The following is a 14,092-nucleotide window of genomic DNA, read 5'->3' on the forward strand; positions in this document are numbered from 1 at the left end:
CCGTACGGTGGGAAGACAATGACGTCGCGAAACAAGGCGAGGAGTTCACTTGGCTGGCAATCTGACGCGCGACGAGGCGCGTGATCGCGCCCGGCTGCTGACCGTCGAGTCGTACAACGTCGACCTCGACCTGACGGCGGGGGCGGAGACGTTCGTCTCGGACACCACCATCAGGTTCGGCTGCGCCGAACCGGGCGCGGCCAGCTTCGTCGACCTGCACGGCGCGACCGTCCGCGAGATCACCCTCAACGGCCAGAAGCTCGACCCCGGATCGTACGACCCGGACAAGGGCCGCGTCCCGCTCCCCCGGCTCGCCGCCGAGAACGAGCTGCGGGTGGTCTCCGACAACGCCTACTCGCGGACCGGCGAGGGACTCCACCGCTTCGTCGACCCGGTCGACCAGGAGGTCTACCTCTACACGCAGTTCGAGACCTGCGACGCCCACCGCATGTACGCCTGCTTCGACCAGCCCGACCTGAAGGCGAAGTTCGAGCTGAGCGTGACCGCGCCCGGGCACTGGCAGGTCATCACGAACAGCGCGCCCGACCGGTCCGAGGGCGGCCGCTGGCACTTCCCGGCGACCCCCGGCATCTCCACGTACATCACCGCCCTGGTCGCCGGGCCGTACCACGTGGCGCGCGACGAGTACGCCGCCGACGACCAGCGCATCGCGCTCGGCGCCTTCTGCCGGGCGAGCCTCGCCGAGCACTTCGACCCCGAGGCGATCTTCGAGGTCACCAAGCAGGGCTTCGACTTCTTCCGCAGGGTCTTCGCGCGGCCGTACCCGTTCGACAAGTACGACCAGCTGTTCGTGCCGGAGTTCAACGCCGGCGCGATGGAGAACGCCGGCTGCGTGACGTTCCTCGAGGACTACGTCTTCCGGTCGCGGGTCACCGACGCCGCCTACGAGCGCCGCGCCGAGACGATCCTGCACGAGATGGCGCACATGTGGTTCGGCGACCTCGTCACCATGCGCTGGTGGGACGACCTGTGGCTGAACGAGTCGTTCGCGACGTACATGAGCGTGCTCTGCCAGGCCGAGGCCACCCGGTGGAAGGGCGCCTGGACGACCTTCGCGAACCTGTGGAAGGCCTGGGCGTACCGCCAGGACCAGCTGCCGTCCACCCACCCGATCTCCGCCGACATCCCGGACATCCGGGCGGTGGAGGTCAACTTCGACGGCATCACGTACGCCAAGGGCGCGAGCGTCCTCAAGCAGCTCGTCGCCTACGTCGGGCGCGACAACTTCATCAGCGGCGTCCGCAGCTACTTCGACCGGCACGCGTGGGGCAACACCTCGCTGTCCGACCTGCTCGACGCCCTCGAGGAGACCTCGGGCCGCGACCTGACCTCCTGGTCCAAGGAGTGGCTGGAGACGGCCGGCGTCAACACGCTGCGCCCGTCGTACGAGGTCGACGGCGAGGGCCGGTTCACCTCGTTCGCGGTCCTGCAGGAGGCGCCGGAGAACCACCCGACGCTCCGCTCGCACCGCGTGGCGATCGGCCTGTACGACCGGACGGATGAGGGGATCGTCCGCCGCAGGCGGGTCGAGCTCGACATCGTGGGCGGCCGTACGGAGGTCGCCGAGCTGGTCGGCGAGCGGCGTCCCGACCTGGTGCTGGTCAACGACGACGACCTGACCTACGCCAAGGTCCGGCTCGACGAGCACTCGCTGCGCACGCTCGTCGACGGGATCGGCGAGATCACCGACGGCCTGCCGCGGGCGCTGTGCTGGTCGGCGGCCTGGGACATGTGCCGTGACGCCGAGCTCGCCGCCCGCGACTACGTCCGGCTCGTGCTGTCCGGCATCCGCGGCGTCACCGACATCTCGGTGGCGCAGACGCTGCTCCGTCAGGCCCGCCTGGCGACGTCGCAGTACGCCGACCCGGCGTGGCGCGACACCGGCTACCGCCTGCTGGCGGGCGCGCTGCACACGCTGATGACCGAGGCCGAGCCCGCCTCGGACTGGCAGCTCACCTACACCCAGGCGTTCGTCTCGGTCGCCACCTCCGACGAGCACGTCGCGTACGTCCACGGCCTGCTCGAGGGTTCGACGACCCTCGAGGGCCTGGTGGTCGACACGGACCTGCGCTGGTCCCTGCTGCGGCGCCTCGTCGTCCGCGGCGTCGTCGGCGCGGACGAGATCGCCGCGGAGCTGCGCCGCGACCCGACCGCCGCGGGCGAGCGGCAGGCGGCCGCCGGCCACGCCGCGGTCCCGACGCCGGAGGCCAAGGCGGCGGCGTGGGAGCGGATCATCGGGGGCGAGCTGCCCAACGCCGTCTACCGCGCGACGCTCGGCGGTTTCGTCGACACCGACGACATCTCCCTGCTCGAGCCGTACGTCGAGAAGTACTTCGCCGAGGTCGCCCGCGTCTGGTCGTCCTGGTCCAGCGACATGGCCAGCACGTTCGCCGAGAGCGCCTACCCGTTCCTGGTGATCGCACCGGCCACCATCGACCGGACCACCGCCTACATCGACGCGGAGAACCCGCCGCCGGCCCTGCGCCGGCTCCTCGTCGAAGGCCGCGACGGCGTGGCCCGCGCCCTGCGCGCCCGGGAGAAGGACCGCGCGAGCGAGTGAGTGAGACGTGCGGGCCCCCAGGGGCCCGCACGGTATACGTGAGAAAGGCCCGGCCGGTTCTCCGGCCGGGCCTTTCCGGTGTCACTCAGTAGAGGGCGGTCGAGCGCTGGCGCTGCCGGGTGCCCAGGACGTGCTCGACGAGCGTGATGAGCACCTGCTTGACCGACTCCCGCTCCCGGGCGTCGCAGGCCAGCACCGGTATGTGGGGTTCGAGGTCGAGCGCGCTCCTGACCGCCTCGATGTCGGGCTGGGGCGCGCCCTCGAAGCGGTTCAGCCCGACGATGAACGGCATGCCGCGCCGCTCGAAGAAGTCGATCGAGGAGAAGCAGTCGGCCAGCCGCCGGGTGTCGGCGAGGACGACCGCGCCGATCGCGCCCACGGCCAGTTCGTCCCACATGAACCAGAACCGCTTCTGTCCCGGGGTGCCGAACACGTAGAGGACGAGTCCGTCGCCGAGGGTGATACGGCCGAAGTCCATCGCGACGGTCGTGGTGGTCTTCTGCTCCACGCCGGAGGTGTCGTCGACGCCGACGCTCTGCGAGGTGAGCATCTCCTCGGTGCGCAGCGTCTGGATCTCACTGACCGTGTTGACCATGGTGGTCTTGCCAGCGCCGAATCCGCCCGCGACCAGCACCTTGACCGCGAGCTGGGTTCCCATCTGCATCTGAGTACGCGCCTTCGCTTTAGTGCGTGCCCTGGCGGGGCCGCGATGAGATGTGCTCGCCGACGCGTTTCACGAGGACGGCCATCTCATAGGTGATCACTCCGGGGTCGACATCCGTGTCGCTGAGAACGGCCAGGCAGGCGCCATCACCGGCCGCGGTGACGAACAGGAACGCGTCCCGCATCTCGATGATGGTCTGCTGGACATTACCGCCATCGAACTGGCGTCGCGCGCCCTGGGCGAGGCTCTGGAAGCCGGCCGCCAGCGCCGAGAGGTATTCGGCGTCGGCGTGGGTGAGCCCGGCGGAGGCGCCCATCAGCAGACCGTCCGTGGACAGCACCGCCGCTCGTCTCACCTCGGGCACGCGTTCGACCAGCCTGTCGATCAGCCAGTCGAGAGTGCCGGCCGAATCAGCCCGCTGGGGCGTCACTCGCATTCTCCTCTTCCTGCCGTTCTCCGCCGGTCCGTCGCCCGGCCTCGTCGCGCCGACCGCTCGGACCGGGGTCATCGCGGTCCGCCGCCATGATCCCACCGAGAGCTAAGCAAGATCCACGAAACTGAGTACGGGTTTGTAACTACCGCACTAACGTTGCGGTGGTTTCGTCTTACTTGTAGCTATTCGACGTGAAAGATGGCGCTATGACGGACTGGCACACCCGCCCGGCCCTCCGGGCCGAACGGACTTCGGTGCAATGAGGACGCGCAGGCGGTCGATCCGGTTCGCCATCCTCGGCCTGCTCGTCGTTCCGCTGGCGTCTCTGACGGCATTGTGGGGATTCGCAGCGCAGAACACCGCGGATGACGCCATCGAGAAGCGCAATCTCGACACCATCAACCGGCGGTACGGCGGCGCCGTCCAGCCCTTGTCGGTCGACCTCGCGCAAGAGCGACTCCAGGCGGTCGTCTGGTTGAGCGGCGGCCGCAAGGCGTCGCGCGACGCCTTGGACGAGCAACGCGGGCGGACGGACGCCTCCGTCGCGCGCTTCGTGCGGACGACCGGTTCCGGATCGTTCCGCCGTACGCTGACCGCCCAGATGAAACAGCGTCTCGCCGCTCTCGTGGACAAGATCGGCGAGCTGCAGACCATCCGATCCGGCATCGATTCCGGCGCGATGGACCGGCTGGCCGCGTTGAACGCGTACGACGCCGTGTACGACGCGCAATTCGAGCTCTCCTATCTGGTCATCGCCGTCAGCGATCCGACGATCTACCGGCAGGCGTACCAGGTGATCGAACTGTCGCGCGCCCAGGAGCTGGCCGCCCGGGAGCTCACACTCGTCACCGGCGTGCTCCTCGCGGGCGGCCGGATGAGCAGGGCGGAGCACGGCGTCTTCGCCACGATGGTGATCGAGCAGCGCTACCTGGAGAAGGACGGGCTCGCCCAGTTCGTCCCCGAGATCGGCACGCCGTTCCGCCGGCTGCTGGACTCGGCGGCCTACACCGACTTCAAGTCGCTGGAAGACCGGATCCTCGTGAGCCCCGGCGGAAAGAGGCCGTTGAAGATCGACTCGGTCGCCTGGCGCTCCGCCGCCGATACGTTCATCGGCGGGATGAACGAGGCCATCGACCAGGCCCGGCCGGTCGTCGCCCGGAAGTCGAAGGGCCTCGGCGACTCCCTCATCAGGCGTCTCGCGCTCGTCGGAGGCGCCGGCCTGGCCGCCGTCCTCCTGTCGGCCTTTCTCATGCTCCGCTTCGGGCGGCGGATGACGCGGGAGCTCGTCGGCCTCCAGAAGGCCGTGAGCGACCTCGCGGACCGGCGTCTGCCCGACATCGTCGGCCGGCTACGGCGCGGAGACGACGTGAACGTCGCCGACGAGGCACCTCCGCTGGACATCGGCCGGACCGCCGAGGTCGCCAACGTCGCCGAGGCCTTCTCGACGACCCAGCGCACCGCCATCGAGGCGGCGGTCGGGCAGGCCACGCTCCGCAAGGCGGTCAACAAGGTGTTCCTCAACCTCGCACGGCGCAACCAGGCACTGCTGCACCGCCAGCTGGCGATGCTCGACGCCCTCGAGCGGAAGGCCGCGGACCCGGACTCGCTCGAGGAACTGTTCCGGCTCGACCACCTCACGACGCGCATGCGCCGGCACGCCGAAGGCCTGATCATCCTCTCCGGCGGGACCCCGGGCAGGGGCTGGCGCCACCCGGTGACCGTGCTGGACGTACTCCGCGGCGCCATCGGAGAGATCGAGGACTACACCCGCGTCGAGGTCGTCACGTTGTCGGGCGAATCGATCGGCGGCACGGCCGTCGCCGACGTCATCCACCTCGTGGCCGAGCTGGTGGAGAACGCCGTCTCCTTCTCCCCTCCCACCGCCCCCGTCGAGGTCGGCGCCGGGCTCGCGGGCAACGGATTCGTGATCGAGGTCGTCGACCGCGGGCTCGGCATGAACGCGGACAAGCTCGCGGCGATCAACGAACGGCTCGCGAACCCCCCGGAGCCCGGAGTGGCCGACGGCGACCAGCTCGGCCTGTTCGTCGTCGGCATCCTGGCCACGCGCCACGGCATCAAGGTCTCCCTGGCCCCCAACCCGTACGGCGGTCTCACCGCGATCGCGCTCCTCCCGCATGGCCTTGTCGTCGCCGAGCACGAGGCCTCGGCGCACGATATGGTCAACGATCATGGCGGGGACCAGGCGGCCGACGATCTTGAACGGCACGGCGGCAAGAAAATCGCAAGTGCGGCGACGGTCCTGGGAGACTCCGTCGTACGGCCGCTGGAGGACCGGTACGACCCGTTGGAGCAGACCGGACCACGGCGCGGCGGATCACGACGCCGGCTCAGGAGAGTCGAGCCCCTCGGTGCGGATACCCCCGCCGAGCCCGTCGGCGCGGACGCTCGCGCCGAGCTCCCCGCCGGGGACAGGCCCCTGGAGCTTCCGGCCGGAGACGTGCCCGTCGAGCTCCCGGCCGGGGACACGCCCGTCGAGCCCCTCGCCGGGGGGACACCGGCCGGGTTCCACGAGCCGACCCATTCGCCCGCGCCCGGACCGGTGCTCCCGGAGACCGGCCGAGGCGGCGCGGTGAACGCGGAGCACGTCGGCGTGCCGACCGCCGGAACGCACGCCGGGATGCCGCGCCGCGTCCGACAGGCCAGCCTGCCGCCCGAGCTGCGCGGCCCGGCCCCCACCGCGTCCCGAGCGGCCTCGGAAACCATCCGACCCGCCTCGGAAACCATCCGACCCGCCTCGGAAACCGTCCGGCCCGCCGCGGACGACGGCCGGGCGGACTCCAGAATTCGGCCGGCTTCGGGCGGTGGGCCGGATTCGGGCGCCGGCCGTTCCCCGGAACGGGCGCGCTCCATCATGTCGTCGATGCAGAACGGCTGGCGTCGCGGGCGTGCCGAAGATCCCGCGAAGGACACCTCGGACGGCGGTACCCCCGCGCCGGGCGACCATGAAGGTGAGTGATGGCACAGACGCACACGGCCGGCGACGTGCACAGGCTGGTCGATGATCTGGTCCGCAGGGTCGGGGCGGTGGACCGCGCGGTGCTCCTGTCCCGGGACGGACTCGTCGTCACGGGATCGTCCGGCATGGAGCGCGAGGACGCCGAGCACCTGGCCGCCCTGGTGGCCGGCGTCCAGGGGCTGGCCCGCGGCGCCTGCCGGCACTTCGAGGGCGGCGAACTGATGCAGACCGTCATCGAGATGGACTCGGTGTTTTTGTTCGTGTTGCCCGTCGGTGAGGACGCCTGCCTCGCCGCGCTGGCCGACGCCGACGCCGACGCTGGCGTCGTCGCGTTCGAGATGACGGAGCTCGCCGAACGGCTCGGCGACCGGCTGCCGGTCGAGCCCCGCCTGCCCGGCCGGGGTTCCGGCGTGGGATGAGCCCCGCATGAGCTCGCCGGAAGATCGATGGCTGGACCAGGCCGCGGGGCCGGTCGTCCGCCCCTACACACTCACGCGTGGACGGACCCGGCCTCGCGGTGAGCCGATCGACCTCATCGCCGTCATCGAGGCGACCGATGCCCGGGCGCACGTACGGCTGCGGTTGAGCCCCGAACATCGCCGCCTGCTCGTGCTCTGCCGGCATCCGGTCGCCCTGGCCGACCTGGCGTCGGAGGTGGATCTCCCCGTCGACGTGGTCCGGGTGCTGCTCGATGACCTGCGCGACGAACGCCTGGTCCGAGTGCTCGAGCCCACTCCGTCCGGCCGACGGCCGGACGAATTCGTACTGAGGAAACTGCTGCATGGACTACGTGCCTTCTGACACGGCCGGCTCCGGGAGGGCCGTGTCACCTTCGCCTGCGGACTCCGAACGGCCGATCACGGCGAAGATCCTCATCGCCGGCGGATTCGGGGTCGGCAAGACCACGCTGGTCGGCGCCATCAGCGAGATCCGCCCCCTGCGCACCGAAGAGGTCCTCTCCGACCGCGGGATCGGCGTCGACGACACGGAGGGCGTGGACGCCAAGACCACGACCACCGTCGCCATGGACTTCGGCCGCATCACTCTCGCCGACAACCTGATCCTCTACCTGTTCGGGACGCCCGGGCAGCAGCGGTTCTGGTTCATGTGGGACGAACTCGCCCACGGCGCGGTCGGTGCGGTCGTCCTCGCCGACGTCCGCCGCCTCGCCGACTGCTTCCCCGCCATCGACTACTTCGAAAATCGGGGCACTCCGTTCATCGTCGCGGTCAACCTGTTCGACGGCGCGGAGCGCAAGCACCCGGACGACGTCCGGATCGCCCTCGACCTCGACGACCACGTGCCGCTGATCCTCTGCGACGTCCGCAGCCGCGAGTCGGCCAAGCACGCCCTCGTGACGATGGTCGAGCACGTCCTGAGCGAAGTCTCCTGAACCCATCGCGGGGGGCTGGATCGTACGGGCGCGGGCGGCGGTTGTCGGCGAGGCGTGGCAGAGTGAACGGGTGGAGACGGCACGCGAAGTACTCACGGCACTCGCCCGGCGCTACGCCTTCGGGGACCTCGCCGCGTTGTGCGAGGCAGGGGCGGCGGGCCTGCGACCGGACGTCACCGCCGAGGTCCGGCTGCTGTGCTCGTTCGGGCAACGGCTGATCGACCTGGACGCGGAGGACTTCGGCGTGCCCGAACGCACCGGAGACCCGGTCGTCGACGCCCACAAGGTGCCCGACGATCTGCTGGCCCGGGCCCGGGCCAGCAGGATGCCGCAGTCCGCCAAGGAGCGCACCCGCGGGGCGCTGCGAACGCTCCGCCCCGCCTACGGCCTGCTGCTCGAGGTGATCGAGGCGCGCTGGCGACGCCGGGAGATGGCGGGCGTGGTCGCCGCGGTGCACATCGCCGCCGAATACCTCCCGCTCCTGGCCTGGGAGCCGGTCCTGGGTCACGCCGGCGACCCGGCGCTGCTGCCCGCGGCGGTCGGCGGCGCCGGCAGCCGGTTCGGCGTGATGCCCGAGCCGGGGAAGCCTCGTGAGTGCGACCTGACGCGCCCCGAGCAGTCCGCCGCCGAGCGCGCGCTGCGGGTGGCCGGGGAGCCCGGTCCCGGCTGGCGCGCCTACCTCGACCGCCAGCACAGCACGCTGGCGTCCGCCCTCGGCCGCTGCGCCGCATCGTGCCGTACGCCCTGCGACGTGGTCACGCGCCTGTCCCCCGACGTGCTGGACCCCCTGTCCGCCCGCTGCCGGCTCGCCCAGGAGTTCTCCGACGGCGCGCTCGTACGCCTGCGCCACGCCGCGCCCGTCGGACACGGCTTCGGGGTGCCGAGCCCGGAGGAGGTCGAGGAGGCCTGGTCGCGCACCCGCCGGTCGGTCGGCAACCAGCCGCTCGGGCGGGCCGTGGCCGAGCCCAGCACCGTCTACTGCCTGCCGGGCCTGCCCGAGGTGTTCTCCGCCGCGGCCGGGCGCCCGATCCTGCCCGACACGCTGCTGCACGACGTCGCCGCACACATCGTGAACGTCCTGGAGCGCTAGCGGTGTCCGATGACCGTGCCCGGGCGGCCGCCAGGTAGGCCGCCCCGTGGCGTACGGCCGAGCACCGGACCGAGAGCCGTCAAGGGCCTCTACGGGCGCCGCTCGCACGGCGACGGTCGGCCGAGCACCGGGCCGAGGGCTGTCATCAGCCGTGGATGGCGGGGCAGGTCGTCGAGGAGCACCGGGTGGCCGACGGCGTCGGCGAGGGGGATCCGCCAGTTCGGGTACTCATCGACCGTGCCCGGCTGGTTCTGCGTGCGCCGCTCGCCGACCGCGTCCGCCAGCGACACGCCGACCAGCCTCGCCGGCGTCCGCGAGAGGAAGGCGTGCAGCGCCGCCGTCATGTCGGCCGTGTCCAGGCCGAGCGAGGTCAGCAGCTCCTTCCACTCGCGCAGCGACGGATCCAGCTCGGCGTACTCCTCGGCCGCGGGCCGGGTGAGCAGACCCAGGCGCTCGCGCAGTGCGATGTGGTCGCCGCCCAGGTAGCCCTCGATGGGCGGCATGTCGTGGGTGCCCACGGTCGCGAGGCACGGCTCCCGCCACTCCTCCGGCGAAAGCGGCGCGCCGCTCTCATCGCGTTCGAACCACGCCATCGACGTGCCGAACACCCCACGCTCGGCGAAGACGTCGCGCATGTAGTCCGCCACGGTGCCGAGATCCTCGCCGATCACCACCGCTCCGGCCTCGTGCGCCTCGAACAGCAGCACGCCCAGCAGGTCGCCGTACGGGTAGGAGACGTACGTCCCGTCGGCCGGGGAGGCGCCTCGCGGCACCCACCAGAGCCGGAACACCTGCATGGCGTGGTCGAGGCGGAGCCCGCCGGCGTGCCGGAGCACGTGGCGGAGCATGTCGCGGTACGGCGCGTAACCCGCCGCCGCGAGCCGCTGCGGGTGCCAGGGCGGCTGGCCCCAGTCCTGACCGCGCTGGTTGAACTCGTCCGGCGGCGCGCCCACGCTCATCCCCGACGCGAACAGATCCTGGTACGCCCACGCGTCCGCACCGCCGGGGTCGACCCCGACGGCCAGGTCGTGGACGATCCCCAGCCCCATGCCGGCCTCGCGCGCCGCGTCCTGCGCCGCGCCGAGCTGCTCGTCCAGCCACCACTGCAACCGACGGTGGAACTCCACACGGTCGGCACGCAGGTCGCGCTCGACGGCGACCGCCGCCGAGCGGGGGTCGCGCAGCTCGGCCGGCCAGGCAGGCCAGTAGGCCCCGTGCTCCTCCGCCAGGGCGCACCAGGTCGCGAACGCGGTCAGTGCCTCGCCCTGGCGCTCCCGGAACGCGGCGTACGCCGCCGTGCGCTCCGGTGCGAGCGGCACCTCGGCGAGGAGCTCCAGCGCCGCCCGCTTGGCCGTCCACGCCGCGTCGCGGTCGATCTCGCCGGTCGTACGGGACCGGGTCCGCTCCGGCGCGGCCAGTTCCTCGATCCGGCGTCGCGTCTCGGGGCCGGCCGCGGCGTACTCGGGCACCTCCTCGGGCCGGAGATACAGGGGGCTGGTGAAGCGGCGGCTCATCGGCAGGTACGGCGACGGCCGGATCGGCGGGGCCGGCTCTCCCGCGTGCAGCGGGTTGATCAGGACGAACCCCGCACCGAGCGCGCCGCCGCTCCACGTCGCCAGCTCCCGCAGGTCGGCGAGATCGCCGATCCCCCACGAGCGGCTCGACCGCACGGAGTACAGCTGGGCCATCAGACCCCAGGAGCGCTCGCCGGGGTCCGGGGCCCGCGACGGTGCGACGAGCAGCGGCGCGACTTCCTCCCGGCCGCCGCGCCGGGCCCGTACCCGATGCCACCCGAGCGGCGTCTCCGGCGGCAGCCGGTACTCCGCGCGCAACCCGGCCACCTCCGCCGACGTGGCCGGCGGCCGCCCCCGGCCCGCCGGAGCCTCATCCGCCGACGCGGCGGACGGCGGCGGTTCGGCCCCGGGTGCCGCCTCCCGGCCACCCGCGGACGCCGCCGGTCCCGCCTCAGTACCGCCCGGCGACGCCGAGGCCCTCGGCCCGGGTCCGACCGGGTCCAGGGGCAGCTCGCCGCCGGTCGCGAACTCGATCCATACCTCGGCGTCGTCCGCCGCGAGCAGGTCCTCCCCCGCGAAGACGACGGCGGTCGGTGGGAGCAGCCGGGCGCGGCGCTCGGACTCGATCCGCTCCAGCTCGCGGCGTACGGCATCCGGCGACGAGACGTCCGCGCCCAGGGCGGTGAGGACGGCCCTGATCGTCGTGGCGGGGACGTCGGCCGGCCGGCCGCGCCAGTCCGTATAGGAGGTCTCGACGCCGTACGCGGCGGCCAGCGCGTTCAGCTCCTCGATGTCCTCGCCCACGACGTCCCCTGTCCTCGGTCCGTGTCCGGCTCCTGCCACGTCGCTATGCCCGGGTGGATCAGTCCCAAATCGGCGGACGGCGGTCCGCCCACGGACGGGCCTCCTCCAACTGCGCCGACAGTGCGATCAGCGTCGCCTCGTCGCTCGTCCGGCCGACCAGCATGACGCCGATCGGCAGGCCGCCGTCGGTCCAGTGCAGCGGGACGTTCACCGCGGGCTGGCCGGTGACGTTGTAGACCGAGGTGAACGGGGTGAAGCGCTTCTGCCGCTCGAAGTTCTCCGCGGGGTCGACCTCCTCGAAGTATCCGATGGGGGCGGGCGGCTGCGCGAGGGTCGGGTGAAGGATCACGTCGTAGCCTTCGAGGACCGGCAGCCGTCCCCGTACGGCCGCCTGAAGCGTCGCCTGGGCGTGCAGCAACTCGTACGCGCTGATCGCCTGGCCGCGTTCGCGCAGCCACCGGGTGAGCGGGCGCAGCCGCTCCTCTCGCTCGGGCGGGACCGGGGTGAGCGTGGCCATCGACGCCCAGAGGGTCTCGAAGTGCGGCATCAGTTCGCCGTTCCACGGCGGGTCGATGTCCTCGACCTCGTGGCCGAGTTCCGCCAGCAGCGTGCTGGCGGCCTCGTAGGCGGCGAGGCAGTCGGGGTGGACCTCGGCGCCCGGCACCGGGGGCACCGCGCTGCGGCCGATGCGGAGCCGTCCCGGCGCCCGGTCGGCGGCCTCGAGGAAGGTGCCCTCGGGCGGCGCCGCGCGGTACATGTCGCCTGGAGCGTTCCCGGCCATGACGTCGAGGAGGAGGGCGGCGTCTCGTACGGTCCGGGTGATGGGGCCGCTGGTCGCCAGGCCGACGAGGTCGGGAACGATGGGCCCCTGGCTGATGCGGCCGCGCGTCGGCTTGATCCCGAACAGGCCGCAGACGCTGGCCGGGATCCGGATGGACCCGCCTCCGTCGCTGCCGTGCGCGGCCGGGGCGAGCCCGGCGGCGACCGCGGCGGCGGCGCCCCCGCTGGAACCTCCTGCGGAGCGTCCGGTGTCCCAGGGGGTGCGCGCGGGCGGTGCGACGGCGTTCTCGGTATAACAGGGCAGTCCGAATTCCGGCGTATTGGTCTTCCCCAGAAGAATCGTGCCCGCCTCACGCAGAAAAGCGACGACGTTGTCGTCGCCGAATGCCGTGAAGTCGTCATAGGCCGCCGAGCCGAGCGTCGCCCGTACGCCCTTGACCATGTTGAGGTCCTTGATGGGGAGGGGAACGCCGAGCAGCGGCGCCCCGTCGCCCGCCATCAGCGCCCGTTCCGCGGCCTTGGCCTGGTCACGCGCCAGATCGGCGGTCACGGTGACATAGGCCCCGACCTGGTCCCCCAGGCGGTCGATGCGCTCGAGGTAATGCTCGACGACGTCGACGGGTGAGAGTTCGCGGCTCCGGATCGCGGCCGCCTGGTCCCGCATGCTGAGATGGTGAATATGCGTCACAAGTGAAAACGGTACGCCCACCGAAAGTTGCAGCAGCGCAGCGGGGGATGGAATTTATCTACCCTGGTAGGATGCCAGCGAACCGCTCAAGGGCGGGGACAAAAGTATCATCCGGACACGACTATGCACTCCACTCGGGCTCTGGTTACGCTTCGCACGGGAAGATCATGTGCTGCCGTCAACCGAGCACGGAGTGTCAACAATGGCCAGTGTGGAGCGAGGCGAGTCCACTCAGACGTCCACACGCGAGCACCCTGACGAAGAACGCCCGTTCGAGCTGCCCGGCGAAGACGGCTCGGCCGGACGTCCTGACCAGGAGCGCCCGCCCAGGCGGCGTAAGGAGCAGGCGATCGGCGCCCGGATCAGCGATCCGCAGATCCAACGCTGGATGATCCGGATCGGCGCGGCCGCCGTCCTCGGCCTGCTGTTCGCGATCGTCTTCGAGATCCGGATCGGTCTCGCCGTAGCGGTGCTCACCGTGATCGTCGATGTCGTCCGACGATCACGACAGCATTCGAGCGTGGAGGCCTGGCGCAAACCGTCGGTCGCCGAGCGCAGGACCGAGCGGCAGCTGCGGGGCATGGAGAAGGCCGGTTATCGCACCCTCCACGCCCGCGCCGTTCCCCGTGACGAGGACGGCGTCAGCGACGGGCAGATCGACCACCTCGTGATCGGGCCGACCGGCGTGTACGCCGTCGACTCGGAGAAGTGGGACAAGCGGCTCCCCGTGCGCGCGCTGTCGCACCGCAAGCTGTTCCTCGGGCCGTTCAACAAGAAGGAGCGGCTGGACGAGGCCCGGTGGGAGTCCGACCAGGCCAGCAAGCTGATCAGTGCGGAGCTCGGGTACGAGGTGCCCGTGCAGCCGTCGCTGGCCATCTACGGCCCGGCGATCTCCTGGAAGGTGCTGATGGTGCGCAACGTCGACGTCTACTCGGGCGGGCGGGCGCGCAACTACCTGCGGCGCCGGCCCAAGATCCTCACCGCGGTGGACGTCGAGCGCATCTTCAACGCCGCCGAGCGGGTGCTGCCCCCGAAGTATCCCGGCTCCTGACCGGCCGGACCTCCCTTCGCGTGCCCGGATCCTGGGTTCGGCGTCTCGTAACCTGAGACTGGCGTCTCATGCGCGCCGCCGACCCCATACGATCGAAGTCTGAGCACGAATGGATGG

General features: G+C 71.5%; 11 protein-coding genes. 7 read left to right on the top strand and 4 right to left on the bottom strand.

The genetic code is table 11. The features are described 5' to 3' along the window. Positions 1–49: 49 nt before the first annotated feature. Positions 50–2,581, top strand: a complete 2,532-nt coding sequence (gene pepN, locus ACQP2O_RS40900) for an aminopeptidase N (RefSeq protein ID WP_433174566.1) — start codon at positions 50–52, stop codon at positions 2,579–2,581. 85 nt (positions 2,582–2,666) lie between these two features. Here pepN and ACQP2O_RS40905 read toward each other — a convergent pair whose 3' ends face one another. Together ACQP2O_RS40905 and ACQP2O_RS40910 are read right to left on the bottom strand one after the other, a co-directional pair. Further along, complete coding sequence (locus tag ACQP2O_RS40905; protein ID WP_433174568.1) at positions 2,667–3,245, bottom strand: GTP-binding protein; 579 nt, start codon at positions 3,243–3,245, stop codon at positions 2,667–2,669. A 19-nt stretch (positions 3,246–3,264) separates the two neighbouring features. Then, a complete protein-coding gene (locus ACQP2O_RS40910; RefSeq protein WP_433174569.1) occupies positions 3,265–3,675 on the bottom strand; it encodes a roadblock/LC7 domain-containing protein in 411 nt (136 codons plus the stop codon). 262 nt (positions 3,676–3,937) lie between these two features. On the opposite strand from ACQP2O_RS40910, the gene ACQP2O_RS40915 reads away from it, so the two are divergent. From ACQP2O_RS40915 to ACQP2O_RS40935, 5 genes are all read left to right on the top strand, one after another. Beyond that, a complete protein-coding gene (locus ACQP2O_RS40915; protein WP_433174570.1) occupies positions 3,938–6,655 on the top strand; it encodes a nitrate- and nitrite sensing domain-containing protein in 2,718 nt (905 codons plus the stop codon). Then, positions 6,655–7,074, top strand: coding sequence for a roadblock/LC7 domain-containing protein (locus ACQP2O_RS40920; protein ID WP_433174571.1), 420 nt, complete (start codon positions 6,655–6,657; stop codon positions 7,072–7,074). The genes ACQP2O_RS40915 and ACQP2O_RS40920 overlap by 1 nt, the downstream gene beginning before the upstream one ends. 7 nt (positions 7,075–7,081) lie before the next feature. Then, a complete protein-coding gene (locus ACQP2O_RS40925) occupies positions 7,082–7,456 on the top strand; it encodes a DUF742 domain-containing protein (RefSeq protein WP_433174572.1) in 375 nt (124 codons plus the stop codon). Next, positions 7,437–8,048 carry a GTP-binding protein gene (locus tag ACQP2O_RS40930; RefSeq protein ID WP_433174573.1) on the top strand — a complete coding sequence of 204 codons (612 nt, stop codon included), beginning with the start codon at positions 7,437–7,439 and terminating at the stop codon, positions 8,046–8,048. Before ACQP2O_RS40925 ends, ACQP2O_RS40930 begins: the two co-directional genes overlap by 20 nt. Positions 8,049–8,118: 70 nt before the next feature. Continuing rightward, positions 8,119–9,138: a hypothetical protein gene (locus ACQP2O_RS40935; RefSeq protein ID WP_433174574.1), complete on the top strand. Its 1,020-nt coding sequence runs from the start codon at positions 8,119–8,121 to the stop codon at positions 9,136–9,138. A gap of 89 nt (positions 9,139–9,227) precedes the next feature. On the opposite strand, the gene malQ is transcribed toward ACQP2O_RS40935, so the two are convergent. Then, the gene (malQ, locus tag ACQP2O_RS40940; RefSeq protein WP_433174575.1) at positions 9,228–11,456 is read right to left on the bottom strand and encodes a 4-alpha-glucanotransferase; all 2,229 of its coding nucleotides are present in this window, start codon (positions 11,454–11,456) and stop codon (positions 9,228–9,230) included. 58 nt (positions 11,457–11,514) lie between these two features. Further along, positions 11,515–12,924: an amidase gene (locus ACQP2O_RS40945; RefSeq protein ID WP_433174576.1), complete on the bottom strand. Its 1,410-nt coding sequence runs from the start codon at positions 12,922–12,924 to the stop codon at positions 11,515–11,517. Positions 12,925–13,126: 202 nt separating this feature from the next. On the opposite strand from ACQP2O_RS40945, the gene ACQP2O_RS40950 reads away from it, so the two are divergent. Continuing rightward, complete coding sequence (locus ACQP2O_RS40950) at positions 13,127–13,975, top strand: nuclease-related domain-containing protein (RefSeq protein WP_433174577.1); 849 nt, start codon at positions 13,127–13,129, stop codon at positions 13,973–13,975. The last annotated feature ends 117 nt before the right edge of the window (positions 13,976–14,092 follow it).

Origin of the sequence: Actinoallomurus sp. CA-150999, from assembly GCF_050942425.1 — a bacterium.
Lineage (GTDB): Bacteria > Actinomycetota > Actinomycetes > Streptosporangiales > Streptosporangiaceae > Actinoallomurus.